Genomic DNA, 16,101 nt, shown 5'->3' with positions numbered 1-16,101 from the left:
TAACTGCGTTAAGAGGATCAGGCATAAGCTTTTCTCTGGCCTACATCAGGCAGGCCTTTCAGGTATAATTGGCGGACATTTTCAGGATGATCTTTATGGTCTGGCGAATTGAATTGCTGTTGGCCGGTATCAGCGGTTTACTGGCGGTGATGCTGGGGGCTTTTGGGGCGCATGCGCTTAAGGCTCAGTTGGCGCCAAACCTGTATGCGGCCTATCAGACCGGCGTTGAATACCAGTTTTATCATACCCTGGCATTGCTGATGGTGGGGTTGTTACGCCAGCAGTCTGAGTCAACCCACCTGCAATGGGCGGGCCGGGCATTTGTAGCCGGAATCCTGCTGTTCAGTGGCAGTCTTTACCTTCTGGCACTGACCGGGGTTAAGGCGCTGGGCATGGTAACCCCGCTGGGAGGTGTATTGTTCATGATCGGCTGGGTGATGGTGATCCTTGCAGGGTGTAAGAATAAAAGAGGAACAGAATGATGCAGATCGAGCTGAATGGCGATCAGATGCAGGTAGCAGAGGGTTTAACCCTTTCGGGGCTGATCACGCAGATGGGCCTGACCGGGAAGCGTATTGCGATCGAGTTAAATCTGGAGATTATCCCCCGCAGTCAGCATGAGACGACTTTGTTGCAGGAGTCCGATAAGGTCGAGATTGTCCATGCGATTGGTGGCGGCTGATTGCCACGCTATTTTCAGTGTTAGCGCTCACAATAATTACAGTTGGAATTTGACATGTCTGAACAGCTTAATGATCCATTGATCATTGCAGGTAAAAGCTACAACTCCCGTTTGCTGGTAGGTACCGGTAAATATAAGGACCTTGAAGAAACCCGTCTGGCTATTGAAGCCAGCGGTGCCGAAATCGTGACCGTGGCTGTACGTCGTACCAATATTGGTCAGAACCCGGATGAGCCAAACTTGCTGGATGTGATTTCACCGGACCGATACACCATTCTCCCGAATACCGCAGGTTGTTTTACGGCGGCTGATGCGGTGCGCACCTGTAAACTTGCCCGTGAACTGATGGATGGCCACGACCTGGTCAAACTGGAAGTGCTGGGTGACCAGAAAACCCTCTATCCAAATGTGGTAGATACCCTGAAGGCGGCAGAGGAACTGGTAAAAGACGGATTCAAAGTGATGGTGTACACCAGCGATGATCCGATTGTGGCCAAACAGCTGGAAGAGATCGGCTGTGTTGCCATCATGCCGCTGGGTTCGATGATTGGCTCCGGTCTCGGTATTCTGAATCCGCACAATATCAACATTATCATGGAAGAAGCGAAAGTGCCGGTGCTGGTGGATGCCGGTGTGGGTACTGCTTCTGATGCCGCTGTGGCGATGGAGATGGGTTGTGAAGCGGTGCTGATGAATACGGCAATTGCCGCAGCCCGTGATCCGATTCTGATGGCGTCAGCCATGCGTAAAGCGATTGAAGCAGGCCGTGAAGCCTACCTTGCAGGCCGCATGCCACGGAAAAAATATGCCAGTGCGTCTTCACCACTGGATGGCATCATTGCCGCCAAATAAATCGATGTAGCCTGGGTGGTCATGCTGACCGCCCTGTTCAACCAGAAAGATTACCCAATGAGTGAAAAAGAGTTGCAAGCGGCTGAGACTGAACAAGCTGAAGCCAAACATATGCGTACTATCCGCAGTTTTGTGCTGCGGGCTGGCCGAATGACAGAAGGCCAGCAGCGTGCCATGGATGAAATTTGGCCAAAAATCGGACTGGAACTGTCTGGCGGCATGCTTAACCTCGCTGAGGTGTTTGGTCGCGAGGCACCTGTGGTGCTTGAGATCGGTTTCGGCATGGGTGATTCGCTGGTGGAAATGGCGAAAGACCAGCCTGAGAAAAACTACATTGGTATTGAGGTACATCGCCCCGGCGTGGGCCGGTTACTGAAAAATGCATCCGATCAGGGACTCGGCAATATCCGGGTGTTCTGTGATGACGCCATCGAAGTGCTGGCGCAGTGTATTCCAGATGGCAGTCTGGATTGTATTCAGCTGTTTTTCCCCGACCCTTGGCATAAGAAAAAACACCATAAACGTCGCATTGTGCAACTGTCACTGGCGGAGACCCTGCGTCATAAACTGAAGACTGGTGGTGTATTTCATATGGCCACTGACTGGGAAAATTATGCCGAACACATGATGGATGTGATGAGTGCGGCACCCGGTTATCGTAATCTGGCCGGCGAAGGTCAATATTCCCCTCAGCCACACTGGCGACCAGTCACCAAATTTCAGCGCCGTGGCGAAAAGCTGGGCTATGGCGTCTGGGATCTGATGTTCGAAAAAGTCGACTGACCTCCGCAAAAAAACTGATAAGCTTTTTAAGCGCCGATAACATGGGGTTGTCGGCGTTTTTCGTTGTGTTGAATGCTTATAGGGAGTTAACAAGATGTCTACAGTGGATCGTGCTTATCTTATGACCGGTTTGGGCTACGGAATTCTGGGCCTGGCACTGGGTATTCACATGGCGGCCAGCAAGGACCATGGCCAGTTTGTAACTCACGCTCATATTATGCTGGCGGGTTTTGCGGTCTCGTTTGTCTATGCGGTCTGTCACAAACTCTGGCTGTCGGCAGAACCCTGTCGTCTGGGTAAACTTCAGTTCTGGTTGCATCAGTTTGGCATGGCCGGTATCGCTGTGGGGCTGTTTCTATTGTATGGCCAGTTTTTGTCGCCAGAGCTGCTGGATCCGTTTTTGGCGCTGAGCTCCATTGCCTTTTTGCTGGCGATGATTCTGATGAAAGTGATGATTATCCGCGCCCGGAAACAGTCTGTTTGATTTGCTTTCCACGCGTGTTGCACTATACCGGTAGTCCTACAATTAAATAAGCAGTGGAGCAAACAGATGCGTGCATATCAGGTGGTTGAGCCCAACGGTATTGAAGCAATTCAGCAGGTCGAGCTTGAAACCCCTACGCCGGGGCCGGGTGAAATTCTGGTAAAGATGAAAGCATGCTCTCTGAATTACCGTGATCTGCTGGTGGCCAATGGCGGCTATGTTCGCAATGACGTCCGCCCCATTATTCCGGTGTCTGATGGTGCAGGTGAGGTTGTTAGCGTTGGCGCGGGCGTTAACGGTTTTAAGCCGGGTGACCGTGTCATCGGTAACTTCTTTCAGCACTGGGTGGATGGCCAGATGGGTGATGCGGGACTGACCTCTGCTCTGGGTGGTGCGATTAATGGTGTGCTGGCGGATTATTTTATTCTGCATGAAGAGGGCACGGTTAAAATCCCGGATTACCTCTCCTATGCCGAAGCTGCGACCCTGCCCTGTGCGGCCACAACCGCCTGGCATGCGCTGGTGGATGTGGGCGGTATCAAGCCCGGTGACACCATTCTGTTGCTGGGTACCGGCGGTGTTTCTATTTTTGGTTTGCAGCTCGCCAAAGCGATGGGGGCCGAGGTCATCATTACCTCTTCCAGTGATGAAAAGCTGGCCCGGGCCAAGGCAATGGGCGCTGATCACACTATCAACTACAAAACCTTCCCTGACTGGGAGCAGAAGGTGCTGGAGATCACACAGGGCCGCGGCGTGAATAATGTGCTCGAGGTGGGCGGTGCCGGAACTTTTGAAAAATCGGTTGCTTCAGTGGGTGTGAATGGCACCGTATCGGTGATTGGTATTCTGACCGGTCTGGAAAGTCCTACGCTCAGCCTGATGACCATTTTCAATCTGCTGCATATTCAGGGTGTTTATGTGGGCAGTGTGGCGATGCTGAAAGCAATGGTGGCGCTGATGGAGAAGCATCAGTTACATCCGGTCATTGATCACTGCTACAGCTTCAGCGATGCGATGCAGGCTTATCAGCAACTGGCATCAGCTGGACACTTTGGCAAACTGGTGATCGAAAACGATCAGTAACAATTTTGCTGCCCGGCTGTCAGTGATGGTCGGGCAGAATCACTTCAAAGCAACTGCCGCCCAATGCCGACTCGCTGACACTCAGTTCTCCGTTATAACTACTGATAATATCCGTGGCTATCGCCAAACCAATGCCCTGCCCCTGAATTGATGTATCCAGCCGGGCACCGCGTTCCAGGATTGTTTTGCGCAGGGCTTCGCCGACACCGGGACCGTCATCGCACACCCTCAGGGTGAGGGCATTGTTCTGATGCCAGCCTTCCACTTCAATCTGTTGTCTGCCGTATTTGCAGGCGTTTTCAAGGATATTGCCCAGCAGTTCCATCATGTCGCGCGGGTCGCCGTTGAATCTCAGGGGTTGTCTGAGCTTCAGCTCAATCTGTAAGCCTTTGTCGCGATAGACTTTCTGTAATGCGCTGACCAGTCGTTCCAGCAGTGGTACCACGTCAATCGCCATGCCCAGCGGGCGGGAGCCGGACTGTACCGCACGACTGAGCTGGTACTGGACGATCTGATCCATGCGCTGGGTCTGTTCGGTAATCAGATTCTGATAGTCGGCCCGATTCAGGTTTTCATCACCGGCGCCGCGCATCACGGCGAGGGGTGTTTTAAGGCTGTGGGCCAGATCATCCAGGGTGTTGCGATAACGCTCACGCTGTTGCCGTTCGCTGGCAATCAGCTGGTTCAGGTTGCGCGTGACCTGCTCTACCTCAGTGGGATAGTTGCCGCGCAGAGAATCAGCATTGCCCTGTTCAATCTCAAGCAGGTCATGGGCCAGTTTATTCAACGGCCGCAAACCCCAATAGAGAATCAGCGTTTGTGCCAGCAGGGCGACCAGGAAGATCACCCCCATCCAGATCATCAGTTGCAGGTTATAGGTGCGGATCGCTTCTTCAGAGGCGGTGTCGGTTTCCAGCACTGAAAACACCAGTTCCCGCTCGCCTTTGGGATGATCCCAGATCAGCTTGAGCTGCAATCTGTACAGACCCAGCTCACTCAGGTGGCTGAAAAAGGGTTGTCCTGGCAGCAGCAGGTCACTCTCCTCATCGCTGAGAACCCGATTGTCGAGCAGGCTGGAGGAATAGGAGCGCCAGAGCAGGTTGTTCTGTTCATGGATGGCCGCATACAGACCGGAGCCAACGCGATCATAACGCGGCTCCTGTAGGCGCTGGGGGAACTGAATATGTTGCTCGTTCAGTTCAATCGAGCCCAGCAACAGGTAGATCTGCAACTGCAACTGGTCCCTGACGGCATTTTCAGTATTGAACCGGTAGGCGCTGCTGAGCGCCAGCCCGGCCAGAAACAGCACCAGCGGTAACACGATGGTGGAGGCAATCAGCAGACGACCCTGCAGTGAGTACAGGGGAGCAATGAGCCTCACGCCGGTGGTTTATCCGCCATGGTGAAACGATAACCGAGACCACGTATGGTCGCGATCGGCTGCAGGGTTTGCTCCGGATCCAGTTTCTGTCTGAGGCGACGAATAAACACCTCCAGAACATTGCTGTCCCGTTCAAAGTCCTGATGGTAGAGGTGCTCGGTCAGTTCTGTTTTGGACACGGTTTTGCCCGCATTCAGTACCAGATACTCAAAGGTGCGGTACTCATAACTGGTCAGGTTGACTATGTTGCCATCCAGATAGACCGCCTGACCGGTGGTGTCGAGCTGAATGGGACCAAATTCCAGCACCGGCTTGGCATGACCGGCGGCGCGTCGCAACAGGGCATTCAGGCGTGCGCTCAGCTCTTCCATGTGGAACGGTTTGACCAGATAGTCGTCTGCTCCGGCTTCCAGACCTTCAACTTTATCCTGCCAGTCGCCCCGGGCAGTCAGAATCAGAATCGGGAAGTTGCAACCTTCCTCGCGCCACTGACGAATGACTTCTATCCCGGACAAACCCGGCAGGCCAAGGTCAACAATCGCCATATCATAGGGATATTCGGTGCCAAGGAAAGCCGCTTCCTTACCGTCAGCGCACTCTTCTACGGTGTAATTACGTTCCTGTAATGCCCGTACCAGCTGACGGCGCAGATCGGTATCATCTTCGACCACTAGAATTTTCATTATTCTTATCTCCCTGCAGTGGATTCATGATTTTCCCGCTTTGTGCATCAACCATCAGGTCGCGAATGCGGCCTTGCTGTACAACCCGGAACCGGTAAACCGTTCTGCCCTGCCAATAAGCGGATTGAGATTTTACGACCCGGCCTCCGGTTTCGGATTCAACAACCTGACGTGCCTGCTGGATATTGATCGCTTCAGCGGCCTGCGCTGATAGAGGGCTGATTGCACACAGGCTCAGCAAACTGCCTAAAAGCAGTTGGCTGAAGTGTCTGCGGTGTAACATTTTTCGTAAGGGCATGGCGAGTGTTCAGAATCCGTAACGGTTGCTCCACACATCATATATGCAGTAGAGCATACTGAGCAGCGGGTGAAAATAACCACAGCCTAACTGCCCGCCTCTGAATCCTAAATGAACTGGTTCAGTCGTCTTGTTTTTCTTTCAGTTGTCGCACAGAAAGAATCACAAACCTGACGTTATAAAGCAGACCGATGATCAGCGCGATGCTGGCTGTGATCATAAAAACACTGCCCAGTCCGGGAATCTTGAAGAGCCAGCCTGCCCAGAGGCAGATAATGCTGACAATGGCGACCGGGATACCGGTTTTCATAAAACGCTGCATCCATATATCAGAACGGATGGCTTTTTTATCAAGTGAAGACATCTGCAACCTCGTATTGTTTGGTCCACAGAGTAGTGATTGCCTGAACCGGGATCAAGCCGGGAGCGTCGCCAGCGTCCGGTTGAATGCACTGGCCACCCCTGGGCAGTAGATCTGTCCCTGATGCACATTCAGTCCGTTGGCAAACCCGGGGTCTTTGGCAAAAGCGCTGCGCCAGCCATGATTGGCCAGTTGCAGCACATACGGCAGTGTGACGTTACTGAGTGCCTGACTCGAGGTTCGGGCCACTGCACCTGGCATATTCGCCACGCAATAATGCACTACGCCATGTTTAATAAAGGTCGGGTTGCTGTGGGTGGTCGCTGAGCTGGTGGCGAAACAACCGCCCTGATCAATCGCCACATCAACCAGTACAGCGCCCTGTTTCATACGGCTGACCAGTTCTTCTGACACCAGCTTGGGTGCGGCGGCACCGGGAATTAACACCGCGCCGATCACCAGATCAGCGCAGAGGACCGTTTGTTCAATACTGTCTGCGGTGGAATAGAGGGTAGTGAGTTTGCCGGAGAAGTTCTGTTCCAGCCAGGCCAGTCGGGTGGCGGAAGTATCGAGTATGGTCACGTCGGCGCCCATGCCCAGCGCGACCTTGGCGGCATTGCTGCCCACCACGCCACCGCCCAGAATGACCACTCGCCCCGCTTCCACCCCCGGCACGCCGCTGAGTAACACGCCACGTCCCTGCTGAGAAATCTCAAGGCAGTGGGCGCCTGCCTGTACGGACATGCGCCCGGCGACCTCACTCATGGGGGTCAGTAGCGGCAGGTCACCCTGTCTGCCGGTAACCGTTTCGTAAGCAATCGCGGTACAGCCTGAGGCCAGTAAACGCTCGGTCAGCGGTTCATCCGCCGCCAGATGCAGGTAGGTGAACAGGATATGATCAGCCCGCAGGTAATCACACTCACCCGGCTGGGGCTCTTTCACCTTAAGGATCAGTGTGGATTGATCCCATACTTCCACGGCGCTGTTGCAGATCTGTGCGCCGGCGTTGCGGTAATCCTGGTCCGAAAATCCCAGATGATCGGCGGCGCGGGTTTCAACCCGGACTTTATGGCCGGCCTTGATGAGTTGCTGTACTCCGGCAGGTGGCAGAGCAACCCTGTATTCGTGATTTTTAATCTCTTTAGGTACGCCAATATCCATACGCTGACCTCCAAAAGAACTTTGTTTGCAGTATAGATAGACAGGCGCAGGCAGGCAGAGATTCCGTTATACTTGCCACGTTGAATAAGATCGTAAGGATAGTTCCATGCCTCAGTATCGCTCCAAGACATCGACCGCCGGCCGGAATATGGCGGGTGCCCGCGCCCTGTGGCGTGCCACCGGAATGAAAGATGAAGACTTTCATAAGCCGATTATTGCTGTTGCCAACTCATTCACCCAGTTTGTGCCAGGGCATGTGCACCTGAAAGATATGGGGCAGCTGGTGGCGCGTGAGATTGAAAAAGCCGGTGGTGTTGCCAAAGAGTTCAATACCATTGCGGTTGATGATGGCATCGCCATGGGGCATGACGGCATGCTCTACTCGCTGCCATCACGCGATATTATCGCTGACTCGGTCGAATACATGGTTAACGCGCATTGTGCTGATGCGCTGGTCTGTATCTCCAACTGTGACAAGATCACCCCGGGGATGCTGATGGCGGCTATGCGCCTGAATATCCCGGTGGTCTTTGTCTCTGGCGGGCCGATGGAAGCAGGTAAAACCAAACTGGCCGATCATAAGCTGGATCTGGTGGATGCCATGGTGCTGGCAGCCGATCCAAACGCCAGTGATGAAGAAGTGGATGCGGTTGAGCGTTCTGCCTGTCCAACCTGCGGTTCCTGCTCCGGTATGTTCACGGCCAACTCCATGAACTGTCTGACTGAAGCGCTGGGTCTGTCCCTGCCCGGTAACGGTACCGTGCTGGCGACCCATGCGGACCGAGAGCAGCTGTTCAAACGTGCTGGTCATCTGATTGTTGAGCTGGCCAAACGTTATTACGAACAGGACGATGAAACCGTGCTGCCGCGTTCTGTAGGCGTCAAAGCCTTTGAAAACGCGATCACGCTGGATATCGCCATGGGCGGTTCCACCAATACCATTCTTCACTTGCTGGCTGTAGCTCAGGAAGCGGAGATTGAGTTTACCCTGCACGATATTGACCGCATGTCCCGTGAAGTGCCGCAGCTGTGTAAGGTGGCGCCGAATACCCAGAAATACCATATTGAAGATGTGCACCGTGCCGGTGGCATCATGGGCATTCTGGGTGAGCTGGATCGGGCCGGTAAACTGCATACCGATGTACCGACCGTTCACTCTGCGACCATGAAGGATGCGCTGGATGAGTGGGATATCATGCGCAACCCGACTCCTGAAGTGGTTGAGTTCTTCAAAGCGGGTCCCGCTGGAATTCCAACGCAGGTGGCGTTCAGTCAGGCGACTCGCTGGCCATCACTGGATGGTGACCGTGCTAACGGTTGTATCCGTTCCCTTGAGCATGCTTTCTCACTGGAAGGCGGTCTGGCGGTTCTGCACGGCAACCTGGCGCAGGATGGTTGTGTGGTGAAAACGGCCGGTGTGGATGACTCCATTCTGGTATTTGAAGGCCCGGCGCATATTACCGAGTCTCAGGATGAAGCGGTTGCGAACGTGCTGGAGGATAAAGTCAAAGCCGGTGACGTGGTAATCGTGCGTTATGAAGGGCCACGCGGTGGTCCGGGTATGCAGGAGATGCTCTACCCAACCTCCTACATCAAATCCAAAGGCCTGGGTAAAGCCTGTGCCCTGCTGACCGATGGTCGTTTCTCTGGTGGTACTTCAGGCCTGTCAATTGGTCACGTTTCGCCTGAAGCGGCGGCGGGTGGCACGATCGGTCTGGTACGTAACGGTGATCGTATTCGTATCGATATTCCGAATCGGACCATCGATGTGCTGTTGTCAGATGAAGAACTGGCTGCACGTCGCGCCGAACAGGATAAACTGGGCTGGAAACCAGCTAAAGAGCGTCCTCGTAAAGTGTCGGCAGCGCTGAAGGCCTATGCCAAACTGGCAACCTCGGCGGACAAAGGCGCGGTGCGAGATCTGTCGCAGCTGGACTAAACCCGTCTGATTGAAAAAGGCAGCCATCTGGCTGCCTTTTTTGTATCTGAACCTGGCTCAGAAAAACTGGCTCAGCCCCTGCCAGAGTAGCCGTAGAGCCAGCAGTGTGATGCTGATTCGGAACAGCTGTCGAAAACGATCGGTTGAGATCCGGTGTAAAACCTTCATGCCGATCCAGGTGCCGACCATGCCGCTGAGCACCATCAGGATGATCAGTGGCAGCCACTGCCAGAAGGAAAAACCCACCGCCGAGAATACCACCAGCTTTAAAACATGCTGCACGCTCATGCAGGTAGCAAAGTTGGCAGTGGTGGCCAGCTTGTCATATTGCTGGCGATGAATCAGCCCGGCCACCAACGGCCCGGTGACGCCGACAAACATCGATAGCAGAGTGGTCAGGCCTCCGCTGATAATATGGCCGGAACGCGTTATCTGGGTTTGACGTGGTTTGGGTCCCCAGACCAGATACAGGATAAATAACGCTACGGATAGCTGAATCACCTGTAACGGCAGTTGCACCACAATCAGCGAGGCAACGGCAGCACCCAGCGCAGCACCAAGGGCAAAACCTGCTACCAGTTGCCAGTCGGTATGGTGGCGGGTCAGCCAGGCACGATTGGCGTTGGAACCCATCTGCACCAGACCGTGAACCGGAATCAGCGCGGTGATCGGCACAAATGACGCCATCACCACCAGTAACAGAACACCGCCACCAATGCCCATGGCGGCGGTTATAAAGGAAGTAATTCCGGTCGTTAGCATCAGAACAATAATGACCCAGTCACTGATCAGGTCGGGGAAGAGCATGCCAACGTCCATGTGGCACCGGTTTAATCGTTGGTGTACAGGGTCTGCATCACCTGTTGTGACCAGGAGAGGCTGTGGCGGTAGGCCGTTTCATAAAAACGGGTTTCCAACAGGTTTTTCATGTTGTCGAATTCGCCCGCTTCGTAGAGTTCGACTTCATGCAGAATTGTGCCCAACTGTCCGCTGCGATCGAGCAGAGCCGCTTTTACTTCATCCTGCAGCGGCACCTGAGAAAGCAGGTCGCCCATGCGCATGTCCAACAGAACATCCAATTGAGAAAACAGGCCGGTAATAAAGGCGCTGATCGGTTGATCAAGTCCGGTCATCTCGCCGATGATTTCACACATTCGGCCCCGAACCAGCATGATGCGGGTCAGCTCTTCGGGTTTGTCTGCGGTGTCAGAGACCAGGAACAGACTGACCCATTTGCGGATCTGATCAAAGCCCAGCAGGGTAATGGCATGGGAGAGGGATTTAATCTCGCGCTGCACGTTGAATGCGGCGGAATTGACCACTCGCAAAATCCGGTAGGTCAGCAGAGGATCGTTAATGACGATCTGTTCAACTGAGGCGGCAGAGGCGTGCGGGCTCTGCAGCTCCAGCATCAGCTGAAGCAGTAACACTTTGCTGCTGCTGAGTTTCTTGCCTTTAATCGGTTCCGGCTTGCTAAGGAAGTAGCCCTGAAACAATCCGAACCCGAGTTCGTAACATTTACGGAACTCTTCCTGGGTTTCGACTTTGTCGGCCAGCAGTTCAAGGTTATAAGGTTTCAGGTCATGCACGATTTGTTCAATGCGATCCAGACCAAAACGCTGCAGATCCAGTTTAAGGATATGGATATGTTTCAGCAGCGGTAGGTAACGTTCAGCCGGCTCATAATCACACAAGGCCAGCCGGTAACCTAACTGCGCCAGCTCAGCCACGCGTTCAACAAATTCGGGTGTGATTTTGGAATGGCTGAGGATTTCCAGTACAAAGTGCTCTTTAGGCAGCTCCGGAAAATGCTCGGACATCAGGGTGGAATCGGTAACCTTGATGTAACAGGGCAGGTGACGCACTTCGCCCTGCTGACAGATGCTGGCATAGGTGTTGAGAATGACCGAAGAGGTGGCAAGATGATCATTCAGCTCGGCTGGCAGACCGCCTTCCGTATTCCGGTACAGCAACAGATAAGCGACAACATCCTGACTTTTGTTAAAGACCGGCTGTCGCGCCAGCAACAGATCGAGTGATTCTTCGTTATCTAATTGACTCGCCACTGGCGACTCCTATTCAGATACAGCTTGATGGAGATAGTTATTTTTTAAGAAAGCCGCGGCTTTGGAGGAAACTCAGCATATGCGGCCGGGCTTCTTTGACCAGCATACCTGAGATCTGTTCGCTCCAGGTCATCTCCTTCTGACCACCGGTTCGGGTGCGGTAATAGTCACGCACAGCCTTATCGTATTCGGCAATATCATCGCAATCTTTAGTAAAATTGTAGCTATTTTGCTTCAGCACCACCGATAACGGCAGGCGAGGTTTTACCTCAGGGTTCTGATCAGGATAGCCCAGACAAAGCCCGAATACAGGATACACCAGTGCGGGCAGTTCAAGAGCATCGGCTACCTTGTCAATCTGGTTGCGGATGCCGCCAATAAATACAGTCCCAAGCCCTTCTGACTCTGCCGCCAGCGCCACATTTTGGGCAAACAGCGCGCAGTCTACGGTGGCGGTGATGAACTGTTCGGTAAATCCCGACTGCATAGGTGCATCATGCATATCGCAGGCGAGTTGATGACGGTGCATATCTGCACAGAACACCAGAAATACCGGCGCCTGCTCGACATAAGCCTGATTACCGGCCCATTCCGCCAAAGACGATCTGAGGTCGGGTTGGGTGACCTGAATTACGGTGCACGCCTGAATAAAACTCGAGGTAGAAGCAGACTGCCCGGCTTCAATACAACGTTGCAGAAGGTCCTGATCAACAGGCTGAGCAAGGAACTTACGAATCGAGCGGTGGGACTTGATCAGATCAATAACATCATTCATGGTTATTCAGTCATTTGGGGTGAAACAGGATCATATCAATCGTTTACGTGCAGAGACCAGCAGAGTGTGGCATTGTTCATTTTTGCAACAGATTAGCAAAAAGTATTATGATGATCTGTTCTTGTGCGGCGCAATATGGATGACACGCCTCTTTGTTGACCTTTGCGGAGCTGTAGACCCATGGAAACTGCAATGCCCTCTTTATCGGTCATAATACCGTTGGGCAGACAAACAATTCTGGATCATGACTGGTTGAACGCCATGCGGACCCTGCCGCAGGGTGCCGAAGTGATTTTTGTCAGCAGCGGTAGTTTTTTCAAACAGTTGGATAAGAAGCCAGCGCAAGCCACGCTTGCTCACTGTAACCTGAAGTGGCTCTGTGCTGCTGAGAGTGTAACGGCGCAACTGAATACTGCGGCAGCCACGGCGCAGGGTGAATGGCTGTGGTTTTTGCGGCCTGACCATCGATTAGATGCTGAGCTGATTGCTGAGATGCAATCACTGCAGCAGGCCGGTGTATCCGGTGTCATCTGTGCCCGGGTGCGTTATTTGCCTTCAGCGCCCCTGCGTTTCCGTCTCCTTAACCCTGTGATCAATCTGCTCAGTCGCTCATTGAAACTGCCGTTGCCGGAGCAGGGCTACTGTATAAGTAAGCGTTTGCTTTCATCGTTGGGCGGCTTTCCGCCCGGCAGTGATGACAGTGATCTGTGTATGCTGCTGTCTGTTTGTCAGCTGAATCTGCCGATTCGGATGACCGCGGCTACGCTCTTCAGCAAAGGTCAGACCGGGCGATTGCTGCCCTGGCTTCGCCTTTCCATCAGTGCGCTCAGACTGAGCCTGCAGCATCAGCTTCAGTTTGGTCGGCGACGACAGCAAAACTCCTGATTCTCTGCAGCGTTTAGGGGATTCCCTGAACATCGCGTATGATACGACCATTCATTTTTGTACCGGGTCAGATGGTTGTTTTTAACGCGGAGTGTACGTGTCCTATATCTGTATTGTCAGCGACGGTAAACCGGGTCACCTCAATCAAAGTCTGGGGTTAGCGGAGGCGTTGCAAAAACGCCGTCCCGAGCTGCAGGTCCGACTGCAAACTCCCCTCAATCTGAAACAGCAGTTAGCCGCACTGCTACCGGGCGAAAAGTCTGATGTGGTGTTAGTGCTGGGTGCTGGACACGCTACCCATCGCAGCCTGCTGTTGCTGGCGCGGAAATGGCAGGTTCCTGCCGTTGTGTTGATGAAACCTACCTTGCCCTTAGCTTGGTTTGATCTCTGTCTGATTCCGGAACATGACCAGCCAGCGCTTAAAGGCAATATTGTTGCAACGCGCGGCGCTCTGAACCGCATGCATCCGGCGGAGAAACAGGCAAACACAGGCATTTTCCTGATTGGTGGTCCCAGCAAACATGTGCGTTGGGATGAAGCAAAACTGCTGACACAACTAAACGCCATTCTGGAGAGAGATCCTGCGCGACAGTGGCAGCTGACTACATCCCGTCGTACGCCGAACAGCACACTGGCTGAATTGCAGCAACTTCAGGGGGTGCAGGTGTTCCCGGCAGCGGAAACGGAATCAGGCTGGTTGCCCACGGTGCTCTCTGCTACAGAGGTTTGCTGGGTGACCGAGGACAGTGTTTCCATGGTTTATGAATCGCTGAGTGCCGGTTGCCAGGTAGGTACCTTGCCTGTTGAGGGTGGACGGGATGGCCGGCTGGGTCGTGGACTCTCGACGCTGCAAGAGCAAGGTCTGATCCTGCACTGGGACGATTATATTCAGGGTTCCCCGTTATCCTCGACGATCGTGTTGGATGAAGCGGGGCGTTGTGCCGAGCTGATTCTGGCCAAAGGCTGGTTTTGAATGCGTAAGGCGGATCTGGATAGAATAACTTCCACCGCGGTGGCGGCATACATGTCGCTGTGCCGGTCTGTCTGGCTAAGGGTTTAGGATGTTGCGGTTTTTTTATAGTTTGCTCTGGTATCTGGCATTACCAATGGTGCTGTTACGCCTCTGGCGGCGTGGTAGTAAGGCGCCGGAATACCGTCGTCATATCGGACAGCGTTTTGGTTTTGTGCCCAGGCATTCAAACGCACCGCTCTGGATACATGCAGTCTCCGTGGGTGAAACCGTAGCGATCGCACCGCTGGTGGAGTTACTGCTGCAGCGTCATCCGGATCTCCCGTTGTTGCTCACAAATATGACACCTACCGGTGCCGCGCGAGCGCAGGCCTTATTCGGCAATCGGGTAGCACACTGTTATTGCCCGTATGATCTGCCGGATGCGATGGGGCGTTTTATGGACCGTGTGCGTCCCCGGGGTCTGCTGATCGTTGAAACCGAACTCTGGCCCAATATGCTGTTTGCCTGCAAAAAAAGTCAGGTGTCGGTGTTGCTTGCCAATGCCCGTTTGTCTGAACGTTCCGCACAGGGCTATGCCCGGTTTGCCGGCCTGACCCGGCAGATGCTCAGTGCACTGACCCGGGTGGCGGCACAGCATCAGGCGGATGCCTCGCGACTGGTGGCTCTGGGGCTGCTGTCAGAAAGGGTAGCGGTAACCGGCAGTATCAAATTTGATCTGGATATTGCCCACGATCTGCCAGAGAGGGCGGAACAGCTGCGGGCACTGTGGGGTGCAGGCCGGCCGGTGATCGTGGCGGGCAGTACTCATGAGGGTGAAGAACGGCTTCTGTTAGAGAGTCTGCAGTTATTACACAAGGCATTTCCAACCCTGTTACTGGTGCTTGTGCCCCGGCATCCTGAGCGGTTTGAATCTGTCGCGACACTGGTCAATGCGACCGGTCTTTGTCTCAGTCGGCGTAGTCAGGGACAGCCTGTATCGGAAGATACAGCGGTGTATCTGGCAGATACCATGGGCGAAATGATGCTGTTTTATCAGGCCGCTGACCTGGTGTTTGTTGGTGGCAGTCTGATCGAACGGGGTGGTCATAACCCGCTGGAACCCGCCGCGCTGGGTAAACCGGTGTTGATGGGGCCGCACTGTTTTAATTTTCAGTCGATTACACAGATGCTGGCTGAGGCGGGTGGTCTGATACCGGTAGCTGATGTAGATGAGCTGACTCGGCAGCTGGGTCTCTGGTTAGAGCAGCCCGCGCTGGCAAAGCAGGTGGGTCAGGCGGGTGCCGCTTTTGTAGCCCAAAATAAAGGCGCATTAGAGCGCCTTTACCTGCTGGTGTTAGAGGCCATGCTTAAAGATCAAAGCTGAACGTTTCACCAGCCTGCTCGGAAAATACAGCCTGTAACAGGTCAGCCAGAGGCTGCTGATCTGTATCTCTGACCCAGCGCTTAGTTTCGCTGTCAAAGTCAAAATGGAAGCCGCCACTGCGTGCTGCGACCCAGAGCTGTTTGACCGGTGTCTGACGGGTGAAGATCACCTGAGAGCCGTTTTCACAGATCACTGTCAGAATGCCACCCGCATTGCGATAGTCCAGATCCGTTTCCGCTTCATCCAGAATTTCTTCTATATGTTGCAGGGTTTCGTCGACCTGATCATAGAATTCGCTTTCAGTCATGCGGGGCTCCACTGTCACTCTTGGT

Annotated in this window: 19 protein-coding genes; 10 read left to right on the top strand and 9 right to left on the bottom strand. The window is 53.8% G+C overall.

The window, feature by feature from the left end; genetic code table 11:
• The first annotated feature begins 95 nt into the window (after window positions 1-95).
• From P2G53_RS10255 to P2G53_RS10230, 6 genes are all read left to right on the top strand, one after another.
• Window positions 96-482 (top strand): DUF423 domain-containing protein, encoded by a 387-nt coding sequence (locus P2G53_RS10255; protein WP_275816871.1) that lies wholly within the window; start codon window positions 96-98, stop codon window positions 480-482.
• A complete protein-coding gene (gene thiS, locus P2G53_RS10250; protein WP_275817146.1) occupies window positions 482-682 on the top strand; it encodes a sulfur carrier protein ThiS in 201 nt (66 codons plus the stop codon). Before P2G53_RS10255 ends, thiS begins: the two co-directional genes overlap by 1 nt.
• Window positions 683-736: 54 nt before the next feature.
• Window positions 737-1,534: a thiazole synthase gene (locus P2G53_RS10245; protein WP_275816869.1), complete on the top strand. Its 798-nt coding sequence runs from the start codon at window positions 737-739 to the stop codon at window positions 1,532-1,534.
• 57 nt (window positions 1,535-1,591) lie between these two features.
• On the top strand, window positions 1,592-2,317 hold the full coding sequence (gene trmB, locus P2G53_RS10240) for a tRNA (guanosine(46)-N7)-methyltransferase TrmB (protein ID WP_275817144.1): 726 nt from the start codon (window positions 1,592-1,594) through the stop codon (window positions 2,315-2,317).
• A 94-nt stretch (window positions 2,318-2,411) separates the two neighbouring features.
• Window positions 2,412-2,801, top strand: a complete 390-nt coding sequence (locus P2G53_RS10235; protein ID WP_275816867.1) for a TonB-dependent receptor — start codon at window positions 2,412-2,414, stop codon at window positions 2,799-2,801.
• A 66-nt stretch (window positions 2,802-2,867) separates the two neighbouring features.
• Entirely contained in the window at window positions 2,868-3,884 is a 1,017-nt protein-coding gene (locus tag P2G53_RS10230) for an NAD(P)-dependent alcohol dehydrogenase (RefSeq protein WP_275816865.1), read from the top strand.
• A 19-nt stretch (window positions 3,885-3,903) separates the two neighbouring features.
• On the opposite strand, the gene P2G53_RS10225 is transcribed toward P2G53_RS10230, so the two are convergent.
• The 5 genes from P2G53_RS10225 to ald form a co-directional block, all read right to left on the bottom strand.
• On the bottom strand, window positions 3,904-5,265 hold the full coding sequence (locus tag P2G53_RS10225; protein ID WP_275816863.1) for an ATP-binding protein: 1,362 nt from the start codon (window positions 5,263-5,265) through the stop codon (window positions 3,904-3,906).
• Complete coding sequence (locus P2G53_RS10220; RefSeq protein WP_275816861.1) at window positions 5,262-5,948, bottom strand: response regulator transcription factor; 687 nt, start codon at window positions 5,946-5,948, stop codon at window positions 5,262-5,264. The genes P2G53_RS10225 and P2G53_RS10220 overlap by 4 nt, the downstream gene beginning before the upstream one ends.
• On the bottom strand, window positions 5,923-6,246 hold the full coding sequence (locus P2G53_RS10215) for a PepSY domain-containing protein (RefSeq protein ID WP_275816859.1): 324 nt from the start codon (window positions 6,244-6,246) through the stop codon (window positions 5,923-5,925). Before P2G53_RS10215 ends, P2G53_RS10220 begins: the two co-directional genes overlap by 26 nt.
• Before the next feature lie 121 nt (window positions 6,247-6,367).
• A complete protein-coding gene (locus P2G53_RS10210; RefSeq protein ID WP_275816857.1) occupies window positions 6,368-6,610 on the bottom strand; it encodes a hypothetical protein in 243 nt (80 codons plus the stop codon).
• A gap of 51 nt (window positions 6,611-6,661) precedes the next feature.
• Entirely contained in the window at window positions 6,662-7,768 is a 1,107-nt protein-coding gene (gene ald, locus P2G53_RS10205) for an alanine dehydrogenase (RefSeq protein WP_275816855.1), read from the bottom strand.
• Between the two features lie 106 nt (window positions 7,769-7,874).
• Here ald and ilvD point away from each other — a divergent pair, with 106 nt between their 5' ends.
• Complete coding sequence (ilvD, locus tag P2G53_RS10200) at window positions 7,875-9,707, top strand: dihydroxy-acid dehydratase (RefSeq protein WP_275816853.1); 1,833 nt, start codon at window positions 7,875-7,877, stop codon at window positions 9,705-9,707.
• Between the two features lie 57 nt (window positions 9,708-9,764).
• Here the strand turns inward: ilvD and P2G53_RS10195 are convergent, their stop codons facing one another.
• Genes P2G53_RS10195 through nfsA form a run of 3 tightly spaced genes read right to left on the bottom strand, consistent with a single transcriptional unit; the run spans window position 9,765 to window position 12,548 of the window.
• Entirely contained in the window at window positions 9,765-10,526 is a 762-nt protein-coding gene (locus P2G53_RS10195; RefSeq protein WP_275816851.1) for a sulfite exporter TauE/SafE family protein, read from the bottom strand.
• Window positions 10,527-10,537: 11 nt separating this feature from the next.
• Window positions 10,538-11,773 carry an HDOD domain-containing protein gene (locus P2G53_RS10190; RefSeq protein ID WP_275816849.1) on the bottom strand — a complete coding sequence of 412 codons (1,236 nt, stop codon included), beginning with the start codon at window positions 11,771-11,773 and terminating at the stop codon, window positions 10,538-10,540.
• A 37-nt stretch (window positions 11,774-11,810) separates the two neighbouring features.
• The gene (nfsA, locus tag P2G53_RS10185) at window positions 11,811-12,548 is read right to left on the bottom strand and encodes an oxygen-insensitive NADPH nitroreductase (RefSeq protein WP_275816847.1); all 738 of its coding nucleotides are present in this window, start codon (window positions 12,546-12,548) and stop codon (window positions 11,811-11,813) included.
• 180 nt (window positions 12,549-12,728) lie between these two features.
• Here nfsA and P2G53_RS10180 point away from each other — a divergent pair, with 180 nt between their 5' ends.
• From P2G53_RS10180 to waaA, 3 genes are all read left to right on the top strand, one after another.
• On the top strand, window positions 12,729-13,433 hold the full coding sequence (locus P2G53_RS10180; protein WP_275816845.1) for a hypothetical protein: 705 nt from the start codon (window positions 12,729-12,731) through the stop codon (window positions 13,431-13,433).
• A 97-nt stretch (window positions 13,434-13,530) separates the two neighbouring features.
• A complete protein-coding gene (locus P2G53_RS10175) occupies window positions 13,531-14,406 on the top strand; it encodes an ELM1/GtrOC1 family putative glycosyltransferase (protein WP_275816843.1) in 876 nt (291 codons plus the stop codon).
• 88 nt (window positions 14,407-14,494) lie between these two features.
• Window positions 14,495-15,769, top strand: a complete 1,275-nt coding sequence (waaA, locus tag P2G53_RS10170; protein WP_275816840.1) for a lipid IV(A) 3-deoxy-D-manno-octulosonic acid transferase — start codon at window positions 14,495-14,497, stop codon at window positions 15,767-15,769.
• Here the strand turns inward: waaA and cyaY are convergent.
• Window positions 15,753-16,076, bottom strand: coding sequence for an iron donor protein CyaY (cyaY, locus tag P2G53_RS10165; RefSeq protein WP_275816838.1), 324 nt, complete (start codon window positions 16,074-16,076; stop codon window positions 15,753-15,755). The genes waaA and cyaY overlap by 17 nt on opposite strands.
• Window positions 16,077-16,101 lie beyond the last annotated feature (25 nt).

The organism is Neptuniibacter sp. CAU 1671 (genome assembly GCF_029222905.1).
Lineage (GTDB): Bacteria > Pseudomonadota > Gammaproteobacteria > Pseudomonadales > Balneatricaceae > Neptuniibacter.
Note: the sequence above shows the minus strand (reverse complement) of the source record. Positions and strands in the feature narration are given on the sequence as shown.